The sequence below is a fragment of the Bradyrhizobium sp. AUGA SZCCT0158 genome, assembly GCF_018130065.1.
Classification (GTDB): domain Bacteria; phylum Pseudomonadota; class Alphaproteobacteria; order Rhizobiales; family Xanthobacteraceae; genus Bradyrhizobium.
The window spans coordinates 1-20,744 of sequence record NZ_JAFCME010000019.1 but is presented as its reverse complement, the minus strand read 5'-3'; the positions used below and the strand labels follow the sequence as shown (position 1 = coordinate 20,744).

General features: G+C 63.1%; 20 protein-coding genes. 16 read left to right on the top strand and 4 right to left on the bottom strand.

Annotated elements, in window-relative coordinates; translation table 11 throughout:
* The first annotated feature begins 32 nt into the window (after nt 1–32).
* From aroQ to JQ574_RS24760, 12 genes are all read left to right on the top strand, one after another.
* A complete protein-coding gene (gene aroQ / locus JQ574_RS24815) occupies nt 33–518 on the top strand; it encodes a type II 3-dehydroquinate dehydratase (RefSeq protein ID WP_212207141.1) in 486 nt (161 codons plus the stop codon).
* Nucleotides 519–520: 2 nt separating this feature from the next.
* The gene (locus JQ574_RS24810) at nt 521–1,174 is read left to right on the top strand and encodes a DUF4286 family protein (RefSeq protein WP_212207142.1); all 654 of its coding nucleotides are present in this window, start codon (nt 521–523) and stop codon (nt 1,172–1,174) included.
* Nucleotides 1,174–1,983 (top strand): sugar phosphate isomerase/epimerase, encoded by an 810-nt coding sequence (locus JQ574_RS24805; protein WP_212207143.1) that lies wholly within the window; start codon nt 1,174–1,176, stop codon nt 1,981–1,983. The genes JQ574_RS24810 and JQ574_RS24805 overlap by 1 nt, the downstream gene beginning before the upstream one ends.
* Before the next feature lie 87 nt (nt 1,984–2,070).
* Nucleotides 2,071–3,009 (top strand): LysR family transcriptional regulator, encoded by a 939-nt coding sequence (locus JQ574_RS24800; protein WP_212207144.1) that lies wholly within the window; start codon nt 2,071–2,073, stop codon nt 3,007–3,009.
* A gap of 122 nt (nt 3,010–3,131) precedes the next feature.
* Nucleotides 3,132–4,013: a shikimate dehydrogenase gene (locus JQ574_RS24795; protein ID WP_312014725.1), complete on the top strand. Its 882-nt coding sequence runs from the start codon at nt 3,132–3,134 to the stop codon at nt 4,011–4,013.
* Nucleotides 4,014–4,069: 56 nt separating this feature from the next.
* The gene (locus tag JQ574_RS24790; RefSeq protein WP_212207146.1) at nt 4,070–5,209 is read left to right on the top strand and encodes an ABC transporter substrate-binding protein; all 1,140 of its coding nucleotides are present in this window, start codon (nt 4,070–4,072) and stop codon (nt 5,207–5,209) included.
* 281 nt (nt 5,210–5,490) lie between these two features.
* Complete coding sequence (locus tag JQ574_RS24785; RefSeq protein ID WP_212207147.1) at nt 5,491–6,366, top strand: branched-chain amino acid ABC transporter permease; 876 nt, start codon at nt 5,491–5,493, stop codon at nt 6,364–6,366.
* Nucleotides 6,363–7,364 (top strand): branched-chain amino acid ABC transporter permease, encoded by a 1,002-nt coding sequence (locus JQ574_RS24780; RefSeq protein WP_212207148.1) that lies wholly within the window; start codon nt 6,363–6,365, stop codon nt 7,362–7,364. The genes JQ574_RS24785 and JQ574_RS24780 overlap by 4 nt, the downstream gene beginning before the upstream one ends.
* Nucleotides 7,361–8,104, top strand: coding sequence for an ABC transporter ATP-binding protein (locus tag JQ574_RS24775; protein WP_212207149.1), 744 nt, complete (start codon nt 7,361–7,363; stop codon nt 8,102–8,104). Before JQ574_RS24780 ends, JQ574_RS24775 begins: the two co-directional genes overlap by 4 nt.
* A 22-nt stretch (nt 8,105–8,126) precedes the next feature.
* Nucleotides 8,127–8,867, top strand: a complete 741-nt coding sequence (locus JQ574_RS24770) for an ABC transporter ATP-binding protein (protein WP_212207150.1) — start codon at nt 8,127–8,129, stop codon at nt 8,865–8,867.
* 34 nt (nt 8,868–8,901) lie between these two features.
* Nucleotides 8,902–10,731: a tannase/feruloyl esterase family alpha/beta hydrolase gene (locus JQ574_RS24765; RefSeq protein WP_212207151.1), complete on the top strand. Its 1,830-nt coding sequence runs from the start codon at nt 8,902–8,904 to the stop codon at nt 10,729–10,731.
* Between the two features lie 79 nt (nt 10,732–10,810).
* On the top strand, nt 10,811–11,734 hold the full coding sequence (locus JQ574_RS24760; protein ID WP_212207152.1) for a DMT family transporter: 924 nt from the start codon (nt 10,811–10,813) through the stop codon (nt 11,732–11,734).
* Nucleotides 11,735–11,737: 3 nt separating this feature from the next.
* Here the strand turns inward: JQ574_RS24760 and JQ574_RS24755 are convergent, their stop codons facing one another.
* Genes JQ574_RS24755 through JQ574_RS24745 form a run of 3 tightly spaced genes read right to left on the bottom strand, consistent with a single transcriptional unit; the run spans nt 11,738 to nt 14,944 of the window.
* Nucleotides 11,738–13,297, bottom strand: coding sequence for an MDR family MFS transporter (locus tag JQ574_RS24755; RefSeq protein ID WP_212207153.1), 1,560 nt, complete (start codon nt 13,295–13,297; stop codon nt 11,738–11,740).
* Nucleotides 13,298–13,299: 2 nt separating this feature from the next.
* Nucleotides 13,300–14,472 (bottom strand): HlyD family secretion protein, encoded by a 1,173-nt coding sequence (locus tag JQ574_RS24750; RefSeq protein ID WP_212207154.1) that lies wholly within the window; start codon nt 14,470–14,472, stop codon nt 13,300–13,302.
* Complete coding sequence (locus JQ574_RS24745; protein ID WP_212207155.1) at nt 14,465–14,944, bottom strand: MarR family winged helix-turn-helix transcriptional regulator; 480 nt, start codon at nt 14,942–14,944, stop codon at nt 14,465–14,467. Before JQ574_RS24745 ends, JQ574_RS24750 begins: the two co-directional genes overlap by 8 nt.
* Nucleotides 14,945–15,098: 154 nt before the next feature.
* On the opposite strand from JQ574_RS24745, the gene JQ574_RS24740 reads away from it, so the two are divergent.
* Nucleotides 15,099–15,584, top strand: coding sequence for a Fur family transcriptional regulator (locus tag JQ574_RS24740; RefSeq protein ID WP_212207182.1), 486 nt, complete (start codon nt 15,099–15,101; stop codon nt 15,582–15,584).
* A 32-nt stretch (nt 15,585–15,616) separates the two neighbouring features.
* Nucleotides 15,617–16,558: a DMT family transporter gene (locus JQ574_RS24735; protein ID WP_212207156.1), complete on the top strand. Its 942-nt coding sequence runs from the start codon at nt 15,617–15,619 to the stop codon at nt 16,556–16,558.
* Nucleotides 16,559–16,734: 176 nt separating this feature from the next.
* Here JQ574_RS24735 and JQ574_RS24730 read toward each other — a convergent pair whose 3' ends face one another.
* Nucleotides 16,735–17,601: a sulfurtransferase gene (locus tag JQ574_RS24730; protein ID WP_212207157.1), complete on the bottom strand. Its 867-nt coding sequence runs from the start codon at nt 17,599–17,601 to the stop codon at nt 16,735–16,737.
* 265 nt (nt 17,602–17,866) lie between these two features.
* Between JQ574_RS24730 and ispG the strand changes: the two genes are divergently transcribed.
* Together ispG and JQ574_RS24720 are read left to right on the top strand one after the other, a co-directional pair.
* Nucleotides 17,867–19,150 (top strand): flavodoxin-dependent (E)-4-hydroxy-3-methylbut-2-enyl-diphosphate synthase, encoded by a 1,284-nt coding sequence (gene ispG / locus JQ574_RS24725; RefSeq protein WP_212207158.1) that lies wholly within the window; start codon nt 17,867–17,869, stop codon nt 19,148–19,150.
* Nucleotides 19,151–19,312: 162 nt separating this feature from the next.
* Nucleotides 19,313–20,194 (top strand): TauD/TfdA family dioxygenase, encoded by an 882-nt coding sequence (locus tag JQ574_RS24720; RefSeq protein ID WP_212207159.1) that lies wholly within the window; start codon nt 19,313–19,315, stop codon nt 20,192–20,194.
* Nucleotides 20,195–20,744 lie beyond the last annotated feature (550 nt).

Below are 20,744 nucleotides of genomic sequence, written 5' to 3'. Positions count from 1 at the left end.
AAGCGGCATAGCAAGCGAAAAGGGGAGCCTCGATGGCCATCAAGATCATGATTTTGAACGGACCCAATCTGAATTTCCTCGGAATTCGGGAGCCTCACATCTACGGCCCGACCACGCTCAAGGAGATCGAGACAAGTTGTGAGGAAGTGGCGAAATATTTGGGCGTCACGGTCACGTTCCACCAGTCCAATCTCGAAGGCGAGCTGGTTAACTGGATCCAGTCGGCGCACGGTAATTATGATGCGATCATCATGAACCCGGCGGCCTATTCGTTCACCTCGATCGCGCTGATCGACGCGCTGAAAATATTCGAAGGCCCGAAGATCGAGGTCCACATTTCAAATATTCATGCGCGGGACGAGCTGCACCGGCATTCGATCACGTCGAGCGCGTCCACCGCCGTGATCTGCGGCCTCGGCCCATACGGCTATATCGCGGCGATGCTCGCCGCTGTGCAGAAGTTGGGGAGGCTGCCGGACGCGGTTCCGGCCTCGCTGCACGGCTTAAAGGGGAGATAATAATGCGCGGCGCAGGCTTTCTGGCGATCTGGAGCGACGTCGAGCCCAATCATCTGACCGACTATCGGCACTGGTTGACGCGCGAGCACACCACCGAGCGGGTGACCACCAAGGGCTTTTTGGGCGTTCGCGTGTTCCGCGCCGCTCGAACTGACACCGCCAGGTTCTTCATTCTCTACGAACTGGAAGCCCCCGAAGTGCTCGACGGGCCCGCTTATCTGGCGCGGCTCAATTCCCCAACGCTGTGGTCGCAGCGCACCATGCCCCGGCTTGGCAATTTCATTCGCGGCGGCGGTGTCATGACGGCCCGCGCGGGTCGCGGCGAGGGATCGACCATTGTTGCGCTGCGCATCGAGCGCCTGCCGGAGAAACCGCAAGCATTCGCCGATGCGCTCGTCGCACTCGACGGCATTGCCGCGGTGCAGATCGGGGTGACCGATCTGGCGCGCACCTCGGTGCCGACGGTAGAGAAGGGTATGCGGAAAGACGAGGGGATCTTTGCCGGCCTCCTGATCATCGAGGCGCTTGACGAGGCGGCGCTTCGCGGCGCATTGCGTCGAGCAACTGAAATGGCGCCGGATCTTGGCGGCGCCGGCGAGCCGGAGGTCTATCAAGGCATGTTCGCACTCGACGCCCGTATCGCTGATTTTGAATAATGCCCTCGTTCTCGCTCGCCGCGCTGACCGTGCTCGATCTGGCGCCGCCGGCGCTGATCGACATTGCAGCTAGCTGCGGCTATGACGCCGTCGGGATTCGCCTGCTGCCCGCGATGCCCGGCGGCATCGCCTATCCGCTGGATGACAAAGCGAGCCTCAACGAAACGCTGGCCCGGCTGGACGCGACCGGCATCAGGGTTGCCGACCTCGAAGTGGTCGCGCTCCGGCCCGAGACCGATCTTGCCGGCTTTTCCGCGTTCTTCGAGACCGGCGCGCGGCTCGGCGCCAGGCACATCCTGGTCGCAGGTTACGATCCTGATCTCGGCCGCTTCAGCGACAGCTTTGCGGCATTCTGCGAGGCCGCCGCCCCATATGGGCTGACAGCCGATCTCGAATTCATGCCCTGGACCTGCGTCCCGGATCTCGCCACGGCCAACCGCATTGTCGCGCCGATGCGGCAGGCCAATGCCGGCATCCTGGTCGATGCGCTGCACTTCGACCGGTCGAGGAGTTCAACCGCCGAACTTGCGCGCGTGCCCGACCACCGGATGCACTATTGGCAGCTATGCGACGGCCCGGCCGAGCGGCCCGCCACGAACGAAGCGCTGATCCATGCCGCCCGCCATGAGCGGATGTTTCCCGGCGAGGGCGGCATCGACCTCGTGTCGCTGGCGCGCGCCATGCCGGCGGATATCACCGTCAGCCTCGAAGTCCCGACGGTCGAGCTTGCCAAAACCATGGGCCATAAGGACCGCGCCCAGCGCGCGCTTGATGCGGCCAGGGCCGTGATCGCGGCGGCCAGACTCTGAGAACGCCCTGAGAAGACGTTAATAAGATCATTTGCGCCGATCGAACATGGGAGTATCTCTCAGGTTCACCTTCGAAAGTTGCTGCACATGATGACGCTGCGCCAGGTCGAGGTTATCAGGGCCGTGATGATCACCGGCACGATCGGCGGGGCGGCAAAACTGCTCAACGTGTCGGCGCCGGGCATCAGCCGGCTGGTGAAATATACCGAGCGCTCGCTCGGCATCCGATTCTTCCAGCGCCAGAACGGGCGCTACTTTCCGACCTCCGAAGCGCATAATATTTTCGAGCAGATCAACGGCGTCTACAAGAAGGTCGACGACCTCACCGAAATCATCTCAAAGATCGGGCGCGGCACGCTGTCGGAATTGCGCATCGGCTCGGTGCCGAGCATTTCCCAGATCATGGTGCCGCGCGCGATCGAGCGCATCCGGCGGCGCTACCCCGATCTGCATATCGACATCAACATCCTCAAGATCGAGGAGGCGATCGACTATCTGTTGCTCGGCAAGGGCGATTGCGTCGCCATGAGCTATCGGCTCGACCATCCGGGCCTCGATTTCATGCCGCTGGCGTCAGGTGAATTGTTCTGCATCGTGCCGCAGGGGCATGAACTCGCGGGACGAAAACAGGTCACCGCCGCGGAGATCATCCGCTACCCCCTGATCGGCATCGACCCCAACGATCCCTATGGGCGCATCATGGCCGAGATCTTCGCGCGCAATAAATTGTCCTACGACATCACGATCCGGGCGCGGTTCGGCACCACGGTCTGCGCGCTGGTCAAGGCGGGGCTCGGGATTGCCGTCATCGATCAGTTCACCGTGGCGCATGGCGGCTATCCCGGCGTCGAAATGCTTCGGATCGTGGAGCCCACGAGGTTCGACACCTATATCGCGGTGAAACGAGGCGCCTCGCTTTCGCTGCATGTCGAGCATTTCATCGAATGCCTGCGGTCGGAAATGCGGGCGCTGGAGCCGAGCCGGAAAAGTCCGGCGGTGGCGGCATCGCGCGGCCGCAAAAAATAACATCAAGTTATGTTTGTGTAATAAATGGGTAATTGTGTTATCTGGCAAACGCGATATCGTTTGCCCGGTTTTGGTGCTTTAAGCCGCGCGATCCCATGTTGATACTGCGAGACCATAGCGACGTGTCCAAACGCCCGCCCTCGATCAGTCAAAAGTTTCTCACCGGCCTGATCGGCGCTCCGATTGCGCATTCGGCGTCGCCGGCGATGCACGAAGAGGCGGCCGCTGCTTTGGGCATCCGCTGTCATTATCAACTGATCGAGGTTGCGGGCCAGGGCTCGGCTGAGCTGCGCACGCTGCTCGACAGCATCAAGCGCATTGGCTTCGCCGGGGTCAACGTGACGTTTCCCTATAAGGAAGCCGTGATTCCGCTGCTCGATGATTTGTCGCCGGCCGCGCGCGAGATCGGCGCGGTCAATACGGTGGTCGTTCGCGAGAGCCGGCTGGTCGGGTACAATACCGACGCCACGGGTTTTGAACGGGCGATCGGCAATCTGGTGAAGGCGTCCGGTCATGGCCCCGTTGCCCTGATCGGCGCCGGCGGCGTCGGCAAGGCGATCGCCAACGCGCTCGCCGCGCTCGGTGTCGCCGAACTCAGCATCTTCGATACCGACCACGCCAAGACCGAACAGATTGCGGCGCAGCTGCACGGCCGCCAGCCGGTGCGGATTGCGCAAACCGTGGAAGACGCGCTGCGCGGTGCCGTCGGCGTGGTCAACGGAACGCCGATCGGCATGCTGCCGGATCGCGGCACGCCGGTGCCGGAGGCGCTACTGCGTCGCGACATCTGGGTGGCCGACGCGGTCTATTCGCCGCTCTGGACGCCGCTGCTGACCGCGGCCAAAGCCAGGGGCGCTGAAATCATGACAGGGCGCGATCTTGCGATCCACCAGGCCGCGGACGCCTTCGAGTTATTTACGGGAATGAAGCCGTCGATCGTCGAAATGGGGAATGCATTCGACGCCGTGATGGCAAGACGCTACTCTGCGACATCGGACGCGTAGCCGATTACAAGGCTCGCGTCGGCAAAATCAAAAGATCACGACAACAGGGGATGGAAATGAAAACAGGAATTCTGGCAGGTATCCTGCTCGCGACCATGACGGCTGCAGCGGCGTTGGCGCAGTCCGGTGCCCCCATCAAGCTCGCCAATGTGGCCGAACTCTCCGGTGGCGGCGCCACGGTCGGCACCAACTGGAAGAATGGCATCGATCTTGCGATCGAGGAAGTCAACGCCAAGGGCGGCGTGCTCGGCCGCAAGCTGGAAGTCACCCACGCCGATTCGCAATCCAACCCCGGCGTGGCGCGCGCCCAGGTCCAGAAGGCGCTTGACGGCGAGCCCTACGTCCTGCTCGGCCCCGGCTACTCCGGATCGGTCAAGGTCACGGCGCCGCTCGCGGCCGAAGCCGGCATCGCCCAGATCATGGGCGGCGAGGCCGCCGAACTGACGCAGGGCGGCAACAAATTCCTGTTCCGCACTTCTTTCGGCCAGCAGTCCTCGATGCCGAAGGTCGCCAAATACATCAACGATGAGGTGAAGGCGAAATCGGTTGCGATCGTCTGGGTGAACAATGATTTCGGCCGCGGCGGACGCGACGTCATCACCAAGGAATTCGCCAAGCTCGGCATCAAGGTTGCCGCTGATCTTTCCACCGAAGCAGGTCAGGCCGACTTCGCCGCCGACGTCAGCAAGATCAAGGCTGCTGCGCCCGACGCGGTCTTCATCTACCTGAACGAAGAGGAAAGCGCCCGCATCCTGAAAGAGCTGAAGCGCCAAGGCGTCTCCGTGCCCCTGATCGGCGAAACCACGCTGATCGGTCAGAAGGTGGTCGAACTGGCAGGCGATGCTGCGAACGGCGCGCGCGGCCATGTCGGCCTTACCACCGATGCCCCGGTCGATCTGATCAAGGCGTTCCGGGAAAAGTTCGTCAAGAAGTACAATTACGTCCCTGACCATAACGGCCTCAAGGGCTATCTGGCGATCTACATGATCAAGGCCACCACCGAGAAGATGGGCAAGGTCGATCCCAAGGCGTTCGCCGATAATCTCCATGGCCTCACCATCAAGGCGGCCAGCGAGCCCGGCATCCTGATGGACGCGACCTTCGACAAGAACGGCGACATCGATCGCCAGGGTTTCCTGGTCGAGATCGTCGATGGCAAGCAGGTCATCAAGCAGGTGCTGCCGAAGCTGAACTGAGGTCTTTGGAAGGAGTGCTGCCTCTCATCCTGAGAAGCTTGCGTAGCAAGCGTTTCGAAGGATGAAGCCAAGTTCGTGGCCATCCTTCGAGACGCGCGCAAGAGCGCGCTCCTCAGGATGAGGATTGTGGGTGATCGAGAGGGTAATGTTTGTCCCTCATGGTGAGGAGGCGCGTAGCGCCGTCTCGAACCATGAGGCCACAGACGGGCCTGCATCCTTCGAGACGCGGCGCAGCCGCCGCTCCTCAAGATGAGGTCGGAGTAAAAGGACAAGGTAAAGGCATGTCCAATCTGCTTGATCTTCTGATAGCGGGACTAGCGACGGGGGCGATCTATGCCATCGTCGCGGTCGGCTTCACGCTGCTGTGGCAGACGTCACAGACCATCAACTTCGCGCAGGGCGAATTCGTCATGCTGCCGGCATTCCTGATGCTGGCGGCGATGCATGTCGGCGCGCCGTTCTGGCTTGCAATCGTCATCGGCATGCTGCTGTCGATGCTGCTGCTCGGCCTTGGCTTCAAGATGCTGCTGGTCGATCCGATGCTCCGCCACGGCGTGCTGCCGCTGGCGATCGCGACCATGGCGCTGGCGATCGGCATCAAGGAAGCCGTGAAGCAATTTTTCAGCGCCGAAGCCTCGCCGTTCCCCTCCATCGTGCCTTCAGGCGATATCTCGATCCTCGGCCGCCAAGTCGCATTGCAGAGCGTCGGCGTGCTCGCGCTCGCCATCGCCGCGGTGGTCGGATTGACCATGCTGCTCAACCGCACGTCCATCGGCCATCAGATGCAGGCTACCGCACAGAACCCGACGGTCGCCCGCATCATCGGCATTCCCGTCGAGCGGATGATCCTGCTGACGTTCCTGATCAATGCCTTTCTGGTGGCGCTGGCCTCGCTGCTGATCACGCCGATCTATCTCGCCAAATTCTCCAGCGGCGAAGTGCTGGGGCAGGCGGCGTTCATCGCGGCGATCGTCGGCGGGTTCAACCAGGTGCGCGGCGCAATCGCCGGCGGCTTGCTGATCGGCGTCGTCGACAATCTCGCGGCGGCCTATGTCTCGACGCAATACCGCGCGGCCGTTCCGATGATCTTGCTGATCCTCATCATCCTGCTGCGTCCGCAGGGACTGCTGGGCCGCGCCGAGGAGCGTACGGTATGAGCCTGTTCAATCGATATTGGCGCGTCGCGCTCGGTGTGGTCGTGATCGCGGCCCTGATCATCGCGCCGATGTACCTCAACCGCTACGGCCTGTTCATCCTGAGCCAATGGGCCGTGATGACCATCGCCGCGATGGGGCTCAACCTCACGCTCGGCTATGCCGGCCAGGTCTCGCTGGCGCAGGGCGCCTTTGTCGGAATCGGCGCCTATACCGCCGCGCTCATGACCACGAACGGCCTACCGCTGATCGCGGGGCTTGGGGTTGCCATCCTGCTGTGTTTTGCGATCGGCTGGATCCTCGGCTATCCGGCGCTGCGGGTGCAGCACCATTACCTCGCCTTCGTGACGCTGGCGTTTTCCACGCTCGCCTTCCTGGTGTTCCGCAACGAGAGCTGGCTGACCAACGGCATCTACGGCATCAGCAACATTCCGCGCCCGACGATCCTGGGCTATCCGACCAACCGGCCGCTGCCGTTCTATTATGTCTGCCTCGGCTCGCTCGCCCTGGTGTCGCTGGCGACCTGGTGGCTGATCCGCTCGCCCTGGGGCCGCGCCTTCGTAGCCTTGCGCGAAAACCCGGTGCGGGCGCTCTCGCTCGGCATCGATACACGGCGCTACACCTTGATGGCGTTTGCGATCGGCTCGGCGCTCGGCGGCGTCGCCGGCACGCTGTACGCGCCGCTGACGCAGTACATTGACCCCGTGCCTTTCAACCTCTCGCTTTCGCTCGATCTGTTGTTGATGGTGATTGTCGGCGGCTCCGGATTCTTCTTCGGACCGTTCCTTGGCGCGATGATTGCGGTGCTGCTGCCGGAATGGATTCGCGAGGTAACGCAGGGCTATTACCTGATGCTCTATGCGGTCGCGGTGATCCTGCTGCTGATCTATTCGCCGACCGGCATTCTCGGAATCATCGATCGCTATCTGACCGAGCGGCGCACCAAGGCCGCCTCCGCGCTGCGCGCGGTTGCGAAATCAGGGTTGGAGCCGGCGCCATGACCACGGTTCTCGAAATCAGCGACATCAGGAAGAATTTCGGCGGCATCAAAGCGGTCGATGGTGTCAGCTTCGACGTGCAGGAAGGCGAAATCCTCGGCCTGATCGGTCCGAACGGTTGCGGCAAGTCGACCTTGTTCAATTGCATTCTCGGCCAGTTGCAGCCGAGCGCCGGCGAGGTGAAGGTCGATGGCAAGGTCGTCACCGGGTTTCGGCCGTCGGATTTGAACCGGCTCGGCGTCAGCCGAACCTTCCAATTGCTTCAGGTGTTTCCAAAACTGTCGGTGCGGGAAAATCTCATCCTCGCCGGCCAGGAGCACCAGGGCAACATGCTGTCGCGGTTGCTGGGTCCATCGGATGCGGGCCTCAGCAAGGCGGCCGATCAGATGATCGAGTTTTTCAAGCTCGGCCATCTCGCCGGTGAACTGGCCGGCGGATTGTCCTACGGGCAGCAGAAATTGCTCGATGCGGCCATGGCCTTCATGGGAGGGCCCCGGCTGGTGCTGCTCGACGAGCCCGCCGGCGGCGTCAACCTGACGATGCTCGGCGATTTGAAAGCGCGGCTGGCCGAGATCAACCGCGAGAAGCGCGCCACCTTCGTCGTGATCGAACACAACATGGAATTCGTGATGTCGCTGTGCTCGCGGGTGGTGGTGATGGCGGAAGGCAAGGTGCTGGCGATCGGTACGCCCGCTGAGATCCGTGCCAACAGCGCGGTCATCGACGCGTATCTCGGCCACTGAACCGGTGGATGAGGGAACACGGATGAGCGAACCCATCCTCGACGTTAAAGGCCTGGTCGGCGGTTACGGCAAGATGACCATCCTCAACGGCACCAGTTTCTCGGTGCCGGCCGGCACCATCACGACGGTAATCGGGCCGAACGGCGCCGGAAAATCCACCGTGTTCAAGGCGATCTTCGGCCTACTGAAACTGCGCGAAGGCAAGATCATCTTCAAAGGCCGCGACGTTACCGGCTTCAGCCAGCGCGAGCTGCTCACGTCAGGCATCTGCTACGTGCCGCAGGGCCGCAACATCTTCCCGGAATTATCCGTGCGCCACAATATCGAACTCGGCGCCGTGGTCGCGGGACGTGATATCCCCGATCTGCCGGCGCGCATCGAAGCTGCGCTCGATCGATTCCCTATTCTGCGCAAGAGGGCCACGCAGCAAGCATCCACGCTGTCGGGCGGCGAACAGAAGCAGCTCGAGATCGCCCGCGGCCTGTTGCTCAATCCGCAATTGATGCTGGTCGACGAACCGTCGATCGGGCTGTCACCGCTGATGATTCGGCAGACCTTCGGCATCCTGCAGGATCTGCGCGACCGCGGCGTTTCGATCCTGTTGATCGAGCAGAACGCGCGCTCGGCGCTGGAAATTTCGGACTACGGCATCGTGCTCGAACTCGGCCAGACCCGCCTCGTCGATAGGGCCGACAAGGTGCTCAGCAATCCCCGCGTCGGCCAGCTCTTCCTCGGCGGCGCGATCGATCAGCCATCCGCATAATCACCAGCTACATAAAATTACGGGGGACGGAACGATGTCGATCACACCGGGCAAACTCATTTGTGCGGCTCTGTTGCTCGCCGCGAGCGGCCAGATAACGCCGGCGCTGGCGCAGCAGCTTGCCTGCGACGATGGCATCAAGACGGCCTTCAAGCCCGACGCCGAGACCACGGTCGTTGCGGTTCGCCAGATCAAGAAGGGCGAGGAATTAAAGGCGCCCGATGCGCCGCAACCGATAACGGCGGCGGCTGACATCTGTCTGGTGAAGCTGCTGGTCGGCCCCGGCGCCACCGCCGAAAAGGACAAGACCGCGCGCTCGTACTCCGAGGGCATCGGCATCGAGGTCTGGCTGCCGGCGCCTTCCAACTGGAACGAGCGCATCCGCAATTATGGCGGCGGCGGATGGGTCGGCGGCGGACATCGCGTCGCCGGTCAGATCGGCAGCAAGGTCCCGGCCATCGTCAACGCCAATATCGGCTATGCGTCGGGCACGACAGATGCCGGCCAGCCCTGGTACCAGGACGGCTCGTTCAGCTTCCTCTCCGACGGCAAGCTCAATACCGAGTCGCTGCGGGATTTCTCGGTGCGCGCGATGGTGGAGCAGGCGGTCAAGACCAAGGCGCTGGTCAACGTCTATTACGGCAAGGCGCCCAAATACGCTTATTACGACGGCCATTCCCAGGGCGGCCGACAGGGCATGAAGGTCTTCCAGGAATACCCTGAGCTCTACGATGGCTATCTGATTGCCCAGCCCGCGCCGAATATCGCGAAGTTCGGAACGTCCGGATTGTATCCGCAGATCGTGATGAAGACCGAACTCGGCTTCACGTCAGTGAACAAGGACGCCGCCAAGGCCTTTGCCGCCAAGGTCGCCGCCGCCAATCAGCGCGCCGTCGCCGCCTGCGACACCGCCGGACTTGGCTTCCTGCTTGATCCCTTTGCCTGCAACTACAATCCCGCGCGCGATGCGGCGGCGCTGTGTGCCGGCGCTGCCGGCGACGGCGTGACCGGCGGCAATCCGGATGCCGCGACCTGCATGAGCGCAAAGGAGGCGATGGCGCTGAACCGGATCTGGTACGGCGCCACACCGGACGGCAGTTTTGACGCCGCTCAGACGCCTGAAAGTCGCAGCGGCAAGTCGCTCGGCCCCAAACAAATCTGGTGGGCGTTCACCCGCGGGACCGGCATCGGCAATCAGATCACCAGCGCCGGCGTGGATAGCGTGGCCCAGGCGCTGCAGGATGTCAGCTATGCCGCCGATTCCAGCGCGACCGCGGCCATACCGATCACGAATGCTTCGACGACTGCGCGCAACAAATGGCTCGAACTCGATTACGCCGGTCTGGCCGACGCCGTCGCCAAGAACGTCGCGCTGCAGCCGACGCATTTCAGCAACCTCATCACCGACAAGGCGGATCTCGCAAAACTGCGCGACCTCGGCCGCAAGGTGGTGATCTGGACCGGCCTCGTCGACGATGCGATCCCGCCCGCCGGCAACATCAACTATCACGAGCGCGTGCTGGCTCAGATGGGCGGGCACGCCGAGGTGGCGAAGTTCATGCGGATGTATCTGGTGCCGGGCGCCGCGCACTCTTCGCAGGGCCGGGCCTACACGGTCGGCGGCAAGAACGACACCGTGCCGATGCCGAAACTGCCCGGCAATGCCAACCAGACGCCGACGCGCGAGCAGGACCAGTTCTTCACCGCGCTGGTCGATTGGGTCGAGAAGGGCGAAGCGCCCGGCGACATCCTGCTGACCTCGCGCGACAAGAGCATCAGTTATCCGATCTGCGTTTATCCGCTGAAAACGACGTGGAACGGCAGCGGGCCGATAACGCAGGCCACGAGCTTCGGCTGCCGGTAGAGCTGCTCGGATCGATGTGCTAGCTGACAGGGGCGGCGGGGCGGACCCGCGCCGCCGGGAATGTCGGAAGCGGTCGACCATGAGCGAACCACAAGCGGTAACAGGCGCGCGGACCCACGAAGTGCTGGGCCTGCTCGGTTTCCTGCTGGTCGCCACTGCCCAGGTCTCCAACATGATCCTGGCGCGCGGCGTGGCCGGCAGCGTTCCGCCATTCTCGATCGCGTTCTTCCGCTGGAGCATCGTGGCGCTCGGCCTGCTGCCGGTCGTCGTGATGGCGCTGCGCGAGAAGCCCGCAGCGTTGCGCGGGCAGTGGCCGGGCATCGCGCTGGCCGGCTTTCTCGGCATGTTCATCTGCGGCGGTCCGGTCTATGTCGCCGGGATCACCACGTCGGCGATCAACCTCGCGCTGATCATGGCGCTGTCGCCGATCGTCGTGCTGCTGTTCTCCTTTGCCTCGGGGCGGGAATCCATTGCCCGCAGGCAAATCATCGGCATGGCGGTCGCGCTGGCCGGCGCGCTCCTGATCATCACCAAAGGACAGGCCTCGGTCGGGACCGGCCTCTCCACCGGCGATCTCCTGGCGCTGCTCGCGATGCTGGGCTGGGCCGGATACACGCTTATGCAAAATCGCGTCGGCCAGGGCGTCAGCTTCCTGGCGCGGATCGGCCTGTTCGCGGCGGCCGGCGCGCTGTTCTCGCTGCCGTTTGCGGTCTATGAAATCTGGCAGACGCCGTCAGCCGCATTCACCGGCCGCGCCGCGCTCGTCTATCTCTTCGCAGGCCTCGTTCCCGGGCTGTTTGCCTATGCGGCCTATGCCTTTCTCGGCGCGCGCTTCGGCGCGGTATCGACCTCGCTCAGCCTCTATCTCGGCCCGGTCGTCGGTGCTGCCCTGTCGATCCTCTTTCTCGGCGAGGCGCCGACGATCATCCATCTGATCGGCGGCGCGCTGTCGCTTGGCGGCATGTACTTGTGCCTGCAGGCCAAGCCAGGCGAGGCGAGATAGCCTCTACTCGATCACCGCATGATCGGGCGCCACCGACTGGGCGCGCAGCGTCGCCTTGGTCGAACCGATCATGATGGCCAGCGGGATCGAGACCAGAACGAACAGCATCACCAGCTGGTAATCCTGCGAGAAGGCGATGATCTGCGCCTGTGCCTTGACCATGACGTCGGCCATGGCGCGGCCGGTGTCGGTGCCTAGATCGATCATGCCGCGTACATTGGGCATCTGCAGGGCGTGGTTGAACGGGTTGATATTTTCCGACAGCCCCGCATAGACCCGCCGCGATCCCTCGGTCAGCTGCGAGATCACGATGGAAATGCCGACCGAGCTCGCGACATTGCGCATCAGCGTCAGCATCGAGGTGCCGTCGGTGCGCAAATGATTGGGCAGCGTCAGGAACGCCACGGTCGACAGCGGCACGAACACGAGGCCGAACCCGAATCCCTGCAGCACGCTGATCACGACGATCTCGGTGACGCCGGTCTGGTCGGTCCAGCCAGTCATGTAGAACAGCGAAATAGCGGTGATGCTGAGGCCCGCGATGATCAGGTTGCGCGCCTCGACAAAGCGCATCATGCGGCCGACCAACATCATCGCGACGAAGGTGCCGCAGCCGCGGGTCGCCAGCAGCACGCCGGCGGTGATGATGGGATAGCCGATCACGTTCTGCAGGAACGGCGACGACAGCGCCATGGTCGAGAACAGCACCAGGCCCATGACCGCCATGAACACGCAGCCGCCGACGAAATTCTTGTCCTTGAACAGCGCGAACTGGATGAACGGCTTCGAGGTCGTGAACGAATGCGCCAGGAAATAATAGAAACCGATGCCGGCGATGATGAACTCGGCGATGATTTCGTTGGATTCCAGCCAGCCGAGCTGCTCGCCGCGGTCGAGCGCCAGCTGCAGCGATCCGATCGCGACCGCGAGCGCCGTGAAGCCGAACCAGTCGAAGCGCAGCTCCTGGTCCTTTCCGGTCTCGTCCATGAAGATCATGAGGCCGAGCACGGTGAAGATGCCGAACGGCAGGTTGACGAAGAAAACCCAGTGCCAGGAATAGGTTTCGGTCAGCCACGCGCCCAGGGAAGGTCCCATGATCGGACCCATCATCACGCCCATGCCCCAGATCGCCATCGCCTTGGCGCGCTCGTGCAACGCGTAGGAATCCAGCATCACCGCCTGCGACAGCGGCACCAATGCCGCGCCGAACACGCCCTGCAGCAGGCGAAACAGCACCATCTGGTTGATGTCTTGCGCGAGGCCGCACAGCACAGATGCCATCGTGAAGCCGGCCGAGCAGACGATGAAGATACGCTTGCGGCCGAAGCGGTTGGCGATCCAGCCCACCGGCGCGGTCATGATCGCGGCGGCGACGATATAGGAGGTCAGCACCCAGTTGATCTGGTCCTGGGAGGCCGACAGCGAGCCCTGCATGTAAGGCAGCGCGACATTGGCGATCGTGGTGTCGAGCGCCTGCATGATCGTCGCCGTCATGGCGCAGATCGTCACCATGTTCCGGCGCAGGCCGGGAACCGCAGCAGGTGACGAGTCCGGCGCCGGCATGGTCAGTCGGTTTCGTGGTTAGCCGCGGCCGGCGTCAGGCCGAGCAGGTGCGCGAGCGAGCGGCGGTGGTTGGTATCGATGCTGGCATAGACGCTCATGCCGGCCTTGAGCTTGCGGACGAACTTGTCGTTCTTGTCGAAATAGATCCGCACCGGAACGCGCTGCACCACCTTGACGAAATTGCCGGTGGCGTTCTGTGGCGGCAGGATCGCGAACTGCGCGCCGGTGCCGGGCGAGAGCGAGCCGACCGTGCCCTTGAACACGTGGTTGGGGAAGGCGTCGACGTCGAGCGTGACGCTCTGGCCGACCGCCACATAGGTGAAGTCGGATTCCTTCGGATTGGCGTCGACCCAGGGGTTGGCGACGTCGATGATGGAAAACACCGGGCTGCCCGCCATCACGAAGCGGCCGAGCTGGATCTGCTCGACCTGCGTCGCGACGCCGTTCATCGGCGCGCGCACGGTGGTCAGATCGAGGTTGCGCTGGGCGTCGTCGAGCGCCGCCTTGGCCTGCATGTAAGCCGGGAATTCTTCCAGTGGCAGCTCGGGGTTGCCGAGCAGCTGGTTGAGGGCGTTGGATCGCTGTTGCGTGACCAGCTGGCGCTGCGCCTGCGCGGTGACCAGGGTCGTGGCGCTGTTGTCGAGATCGAGCTGCGAGCCGGCCTGGCTCTTGACCAGCGAATTCTTGCGCTCGACGTCCTTTTGCTTGAGCGCGATGCCGGCGTTGACCAGTTCGATGGTCTGTCCGTACAGCTTCACATTGGCGACAAGGGTGTCGTGGCTGACCTTGGCGTCGTCGAGTTTGGAACGCGCCTGCGCCACCGCCAGCCGGAACGGTACCGGGTCGATCTGGAACAGGGTGTCGCCGGTCGAGACCTGCTGGCCTTCCTTCACCGTCACGCTGATGATCTTGCCTGACACGTCCGACGTGATCAGCACCTTCTGCGCGCCGACATAGGCATCGTCAGTGGTCACGTAACGGCCGCCGTTGAGATAGAAGGTGATGCCGGCTATCGCCGCGACCAGCGGCAGCACCACCAGCAGCAGGAAACGGCGATAGCGGCGCATGCCGGCCATCAGCCGGCGGCGCGGTTCGGCGGCCAGCTTCGGGCGCGGCGTCGGCGAATCCGGACTGGCCTTCTGCTCGGGCGGGAATTTGAGCACGGGATCAGCCATAGCGCTGCTCCTTCCGGGGTGGTTCGCCGGGCGGATTCTGGACCGCGTTGCGAACGTTTTCCTTGATCAGATCGAGTTGCGACAACAGGCGGTGGGCGTCGGCGGGATTGATGCCGTCCAGCGCAGTCGCGGTGAGTTCGGAGCGCAACCCAGAGAGTTTGCCGAGCAGCGGGCGCGCTGCCTTCTTCAGGTAAAGCCGGTTGACGCGGCGGTCGGTCTCGTCGCCGCGGCGCTCGATCCAGCCATTGTCGCAGAGCTTGTCGATCAGCCGCGTCAGCGTGATCGGCTGCATTTCCATCAGTTCGGCGAGTTCCGTCTGCTTCAGGCCTTCGGATCGTTCGACCTTGGCCAAAACCGCCCATTGCGCGCGGGTGATGCCATAGCGCGCCGCCTGCTTGTCGGCATAGGCGCGCATCATCCGCTGCACCTCGCCGAGCGTAAACAGGAAGTTCATATCCACGGAACCGCGCATCGCCAGCCTCCATAAGCTTTGGATATTATAAGCTTGCTCATGAATTCCGCATGCCAGGTTAGGTGTTACCAGCTCCGCCCTCAGAACATGGCTGATGTCTCAAGGAACCGGCGGGCTTTGGGATTGGGCGCCAAAATGCTACAAACCTGACGCAATGACTTTGGCAAAACCCACTTTTCCGGCACCCGGTCACGACCATGGCCGCTGCACCGCCGACGCGATCGCGCATGCCGAGCAGGTTTGCGCCAGGCGGGCGCAGAAATTCACCCCGATCCGGCGTCAGGTGTTGCAGGCGCTATTGTCCAGCCACCGTCCGCTCGGGGCCTATGAGGTGATCGACGAACTCGCCAAGACGATGCCGCGGCCGGCGCCGATCACGGTCTACCGCGCGCTCGATTTCCTGATGGAGAACGGCCTCGTCCATCGCATCGAAAGCCGCAACGCCTTCCTCGCCTGTGCGCACGACCATGACGAAACCTCGATGGTGGCGTTCCTGATCTGCGACCATTGCGGCTCGGTCGGCGAAATTCCCGCAGCCCCGGTGGCGCAGAGCCTCAATGCAGCGGCGCGCGCCTCCGGCTTTGCACCAAAGCTTTCCGTCGTCGAGATTGCCGGCACCTGCGCGCATTGTCAGAAATAACAACACGGCGCCAAGCCGGGCTACGAGGATAAATGTCGTCCAATCCTGTGATCTCTGCCGCCGGGCGTGCCCTCACCCCGGGCGCTATCGCCTTGATGCTGATGCTGTGCCTCAGCTGGGGTTTCAATCAGATCGCGGTGAAGCTGGTGTTGCCGGACGTGCCGCCGATGCTGCAGGCCCTGGCCCGCTCGCTCGGCGCGTTGCCGGTGTTGCTGATCATCGGCTGGTTTCGCGGCGTCAGATTCTTCGAGCGCGACGGCACGCTGTGGCCGGGCGTCATTGCGGGCATGATCTTCGGCATTGAATTCGTGCTGATCTATCGCGGCCTGCTGCTGACGTCGGCATCGCGCGCCGCGGTGTTTCTCTACACCGCGCCGTTCTTCGTCGCCCTCGGCTCCTACGTCTTTCTCGGCGAGCGGCTGCGCGCCTCGCAATGGGGCGGGCTGGCCCTGAGTTTTGCCGGTGTGGCGCTGGCGATCGGCGTTCCCCAGGCCAATGTCGATGCCAATGTGTTGATGGGCGATCTTTTGATCGTCGTGGGCGGCGCGCTGTGGGCGACCACGACGCTGATCGTCAAGACGACCGCGCTGATCAAGGCGCCGGCGGAAAAAGGCCTCGGCTATCAGGTCGCGATCTCGATCCCGATCCTGGCGCTTGCCGCGTGGATTTCCGGCGAAACCATCACCCACGTTCCCGGACCGCTGTCGCTGGCGCTACTGGCCTATCAGGCGTTCTGGGTCGTGGGCCTGACGTTCCTGCTGTGGTTCGCGCTGGTAAAGACCTATTCGGCCAGCAAATTGTCGGCCTTCACCTTCATCACGCCGCTGTTCGGCGTGGTGGCCGCGTATTTCATCCTGCACGACACGCTGACGATCGCGTTTGGTGTCGCAGCATTGCTGGTCATCGCCGGCCTCTATCTCGTCAACCGGCCGGAAGCGGCGAGGGCGGAGGTCGCACCGGATCCGAATGTGTGATGGGGTGAATGTGCTGCGCCACCATCACAAGTGTCGTCGCCCGGCTTGACCGGGCGATCCAGTACGCCGCGGCTTATCGCTTCTATCGCAAACTTCTCTGGAATACTGGGTCGCCCGGTCAAGCCGGGCGATGACAGCGGTGTATGCGCGAGCACTTCGCTCTTAAGAAAGTTCCGCTAATCCGTCTCGATTGGCAGCGCCTCATCCTTGGCCCATTCGCCCATCGAGGCGTCGTAGAGCGTGAGGTTGTCGTAGCCGAGTCGGTGCAGCAGGAACAGGTCGATCGTCGCCGAGATGCCGCCGCCGCAATAGGCGATCACCTGCTTGTCCTTGCGCAGGCCTTGCGTCGCAAATTTCGCTTCGGCGTCGGCGAGCAGCACGAAAACGCGCGTCGAGGGATCGAGCAAGGTTGCGGCTGATACATTGCAACTGCCGGGGATCCGGCCGGGCCGGCCGTAGCGGCTCGGCTCCAGGCCCTTGTGGAATTGCGAGCCGAGCGCATTGACGACCACGGCGCTGTGATCCCTGATCGCGGCCAGCACCTCGTCCTTGCCGACAAAAAAGCCGGGTCTCGGTTGTGCCGTGAAGGTGGCCTTCTTGTATCCCTTGGCGGGCCCGGTCTCGATCTCTCGCTCCTCGGCCTTCCATTTGTCGAAGCAGCCATCGAGCACGGCGACATTGTCAAAGCCGAGCGATCGCAGCATCCACCAGAACCGCGTCGCCCACATCGGCGTGCCGATGGAATACAGCACGACGCGGCTGTCCGCACTGACGCCGTGACGCCCGAACGCCGCCTCGAGCTGCGCGATATCAGGCATCATGAAGCGGAGCTCGATGCCCTGTTTGGAGAATTCGCCCTGCAGGTCGAGAAAATCGGCGCCGGGAATATGGCCGGCCGCGAAGGTCTGGTCGCCGGGCACCGCGATATAGGGCGCGTTGCTGCCCGCGGGCGCCGGTTCGAGATAGGTCGTGCAATCGAACAGCCGCAGGTTGGGCCGATCGAGGATGCCGGCAAGTTCCACCGTGCTGATGAGCTCCGACATGCTGACCTCCCGTTAATTGAACAATGCTAGGGTGTGCGGCGACGGATGAAAAGCCGCCCTGCCCGGCGCAAGCAGCCCTTTCAATCCGGCGCTTCCTGTCCAATATAGCTGACAGGGGAGGCCGAGTGTTGATCGCCCACCTCGAACCGCAATGGCCGGATTAAGCCATTGAAAATACAGAGATAAAGTTCAAATTCGGATGCGGCCGGCTGGCCCATTCCTGTCCCCTTGGTGAATGTCACCAAAACCTGATATTCGAGACGCCATGAACAAGCCCGAAAAACCGCCGCAAGACGACGTCGCCGGCCCCAGCGCCCGGCATCAAACCACCCAGGTCATGGTCGGCAATGTCGCCGTCGGCGGGGGTGCGCCGATCGTTGTGCAATCGATGACCAACACCGACACCGCCGATATCGACGGCACCATCGCCCAGGTCGCCGCCCTCTCGCGCGCCGGATCGGAAATGGTCCGCATCACGGTGGATCGCGAGGAGGCCGCCGCCGCCGTTCCGCACATCCGCGACGGCCTGCGCAAGCGCGGCATCACCACGCCCCTGATCGGCGACTTCCATTACATCGGCCACAAGCTGCTGGCGGATTATCCGGCCTGCGCCGAAGCGCTCGACAAATACCGCATCAATCCCGGCAATGTCGGCTTCAAGAACAAGCGCGACACCCAGTTTGCCGACATCATCGAGATCGCCAACAAGAACGACAAGCCGGTCCGCATCGGCGCCAATTGGGGCTCGCTCGACCAGGAACTGCTCACCAAGCTGATGGACGAGAACATGCTCTTGCCGAACCCGCGCGATGCGCGGGCGGTGATGCGCGAGGCGATGGTGCAGTCGGCGCTATTGTCGGCGGCGCGCGCCGAAGAGCTCGGCATGCCCAAGAACAAGATGATCCTGTCGGCGAAGGTTTCCGCCGTGCAGGATCTGATCTCGGTCTACGAGGTGCTCGCGGAGCGCTCGGACTACGCGATCCATCTCGGCCTCACCGAAGCCGGCATGGGATCGAAGGGCATCGTGGCGTCGTCAGCGGCGCTCGGCATCCTCCTGCAGCAAGGCATCGGCGACACCATCCGCATTTCGCTCACCCCCGAACCCGGCGGCGATCGCACACTGGAAGTTCAGGTCGCGCAGGAACTGCTGCAGACCATGGGTTTTCGAACCTTCGTGCCGCTGGTCGCGGCATGCCCCGGCTGCGGCCGCACCACGTCCACCACGTTCCAGGAACTGGCGCGCTCGATCCAGGATTTCATCCGCGAAGAGATGCCGGCCTGGAAGACGCAGTATCCGGGCGTCGAGGCCCTGAACGTCGCGGTCATGGGCTGCATCGTCAACGGCCCCGGCGAATCCAAGCACGCCAATATCGGCATCTCGCTGCCCGGCACCGGCGAAGCCCCGGCCGCCCCGGTGTTCGTCGACGGCAAGAAGTTCCGCACGTTGCGCGGCCCCTCCATCGCCGCCGACTTCAAGGCGCTGGTGATCGATTACATCGATCAGCGCTATGGCGCGGGCGCGAAGGCACCGGTGACGGCGGCGGAGTAACGCTTGTAGGGTGGGTTAGCGAAGCGTAACCCACCATCTTTGTCCTCCCTTCAGCGGTGGGTTACGCCTTCGGCTAACCCACCCTACGCACCGATCCCGATTGCTCTTCTCGTCATTCGAGCTACGATGCTTCCCAATCAATAATGATTGGGAGAAACGCCGATGAGTTCACTCTCCAGCAAGCAGGGACCCCGCTATCGGCACATCGCCGGCGAGAGCGAGCCGTATGAGACCATCGGCGTCGAGAAGCTGACCCCGATCATCGGTGCGGAGATTTCGGGCGTCGATCTCGCTGGCTCGCTGTCGAACCGCACGATGGATGAAATCCATCGCGCGCTCGCCGAAAACCTCGTGATCTTCTTTCGCGACCAGCACATCACGCCGCAGCAGCATCTGGCGTTCGGCCGCCAGTTCGGCGAACTGCACATTCACCCCGCAGCGCCGCATGAGGGCGACGATCCCGCGCTGATGAAGATCTACGCCGACAAGGATTCGCCGCGCGCCAATGGCGAGGGCTGGCACACCGATGTGTCCTGCGACGTCGAGCCGCCGATGGGCTCGATCCTCTACATCAAGCAGTGCCCGCCGCGCGGCGGCGACACGCTGTTCGCCAACATGTATGCGGCCTATGAAGCGCTGTCGGACCGCATGAAGGCCTATCTCGACGGGCTCACCGCGCTGCATGACGGCGAGCAGACCTATCGCGGGCTCTACGCCAATTACGGCGTGGCCGACCGCCCGGAATATCCTCGCGCCGAGCATCCTGTGGTGCGCACCCATCCGGTTACGGCTAAGAAGGCGCTCTACGTCAACCGCGGTTTTACGCGCTTCCTGATCGGCGTTCCCCGCGACGAGAGTGACGCGATGCTGGCCTATCTCTACCAGCACGCGGAAAATCCGCTGTTCCAGTGCCGCTTCCGCTGGACCGAAAACGCCATCGCTTTCTGGGACAACCGCTGCGCCCAGCACCGCGCGATGTGGGATTACTGGCCGCATACAAGGTCGGGTACGCGCGTCACCGTGAAAGGCGAGCGGCCGGTGTAGGTATCCCTCCGTCATCCCCCGATGCGCAATTGCGCATCTGAGAATCCATCAGGCAGCATGCGCTGTCGCTTGATGGATTCCGGGCTCGATGCTGCGCATCGCCCCGGAATGGCAGCTTGATTTGGATGTCGGTCCTCTCCGCATCATTGCGGCCCGTTGGCTCACAATGACGGTTAAGTGCGTCAAAACGACCCGACGGGCAAATCAGTTCTGATTTACGGAAATCGTGTCAAGTAGAAAATTTCTGCAAATCAAAAATATTTCTGTTGTCGGCCGACCCAAATCAGTGCGCATCTATCGCCATCCCGTCCTACTCAGAGGGCGTCGGCCGTCGTCACGGACGTTGGGCGGGTTGCGGTGGACGCTGGTTTGCGCTGAGACGACGGCGTGGATGAGCGTACGGCAAAACCGTGTGGTCCTGGCGCCCGTTGCTGGCGTCAAGCTGTCGGGTCGGCGCAAGCTGAACCGGTGGTGACGGAGTCAACCAAGAACTCGTCTCCGGGGAGATCACGGCATAAGCCGTAAAGCCATTGCGCAGGGAAGGCCGGGT

What these genes read in the sequence shown, in the direction of transcription:
- aroQ (WP_212207141.1), top strand. Translation starts at nt 33, where the DNA reads ATGGCCATCAAGATCATGATTTTGAACGGACCCAATCTGAATTTCCTC.
- JQ574_RS24810 (WP_212207142.1), top strand. Translation starts at nt 521, where the DNA reads ATGCGCGGCGCAGGCTTTCTGGCGATCTGGAGCGACGTCGAGCCCAAT.
- JQ574_RS24805 (WP_212207143.1), top strand. Translation starts at nt 1,174, where the DNA reads ATGCCCTCGTTCTCGCTCGCCGCGCTGACCGTGCTCGATCTGGCGCCG.
- JQ574_RS24800 (WP_212207144.1), top strand. Translation starts at nt 2,071, where the DNA reads ATGATGACGCTGCGCCAGGTCGAGGTTATCAGGGCCGTGATGATCACC.
- JQ574_RS24790 (WP_212207146.1), top strand. Translation starts at nt 4,070, where the DNA reads ATGAAAACAGGAATTCTGGCAGGTATCCTGCTCGCGACCATGACGGCT.
- JQ574_RS24785 (WP_212207147.1), top strand. Translation starts at nt 5,491, where the DNA reads ATGTCCAATCTGCTTGATCTTCTGATAGCGGGACTAGCGACGGGGGCG.
- JQ574_RS24780 (WP_212207148.1), top strand. Translation starts at nt 6,363, where the DNA reads ATGAGCCTGTTCAATCGATATTGGCGCGTCGCGCTCGGTGTGGTCGTG.
- JQ574_RS24775 (WP_212207149.1), top strand. Translation starts at nt 7,361, where the DNA reads ATGACCACGGTTCTCGAAATCAGCGACATCAGGAAGAATTTCGGCGGC.
- JQ574_RS24770 (WP_212207150.1), top strand. Translation starts at nt 8,127, where the DNA reads ATGAGCGAACCCATCCTCGACGTTAAAGGCCTGGTCGGCGGTTACGGC.
- JQ574_RS24765 (WP_212207151.1), top strand. Translation starts at nt 8,902, where the DNA reads ATGTCGATCACACCGGGCAAACTCATTTGTGCGGCTCTGTTGCTCGCC.
- JQ574_RS24760 (WP_212207152.1), top strand. Translation starts at nt 10,811, where the DNA reads ATGAGCGAACCACAAGCGGTAACAGGCGCGCGGACCCACGAAGTGCTG.
- JQ574_RS24755 (WP_212207153.1), bottom strand. Translation starts at nt 13,297, where the DNA reads ATGCCGGCGCCGGACTCGTCACCTGCTGCGGTTCCCGGCCTGCGCCGG.
- JQ574_RS24750 (WP_212207154.1), bottom strand. Translation starts at nt 14,472, where the DNA reads ATGGCTGATCCCGTGCTCAAATTCCCGCCCGAGCAGAAGGCCAGTCCG.
- JQ574_RS24745 (WP_212207155.1), bottom strand. Translation starts at nt 14,944, where the DNA reads ATGCGCGGTTCCGTGGATATGAACTTCCTGTTTACGCTCGGCGAGGTG.
- JQ574_RS24740 (WP_212207182.1), top strand. Translation starts at nt 15,099, where the DNA reads ATGACTTTGGCAAAACCCACTTTTCCGGCACCCGGTCACGACCATGGC.
- JQ574_RS24735 (WP_212207156.1), top strand. Translation starts at nt 15,617, where the DNA reads ATGTCGTCCAATCCTGTGATCTCTGCCGCCGGGCGTGCCCTCACCCCG.
- JQ574_RS24730 (WP_212207157.1), bottom strand. Translation starts at nt 17,601, where the DNA reads ATGTCGGAGCTCATCAGCACGGTGGAACTTGCCGGCATCCTCGATCGG.
- ispG (WP_212207158.1), top strand. Translation starts at nt 17,867, where the DNA reads ATGAACAAGCCCGAAAAACCGCCGCAAGACGACGTCGCCGGCCCCAGC.
- JQ574_RS24720 (WP_212207159.1), top strand. Translation starts at nt 19,313, where the DNA reads ATGAGTTCACTCTCCAGCAAGCAGGGACCCCGCTATCGGCACATCGCC.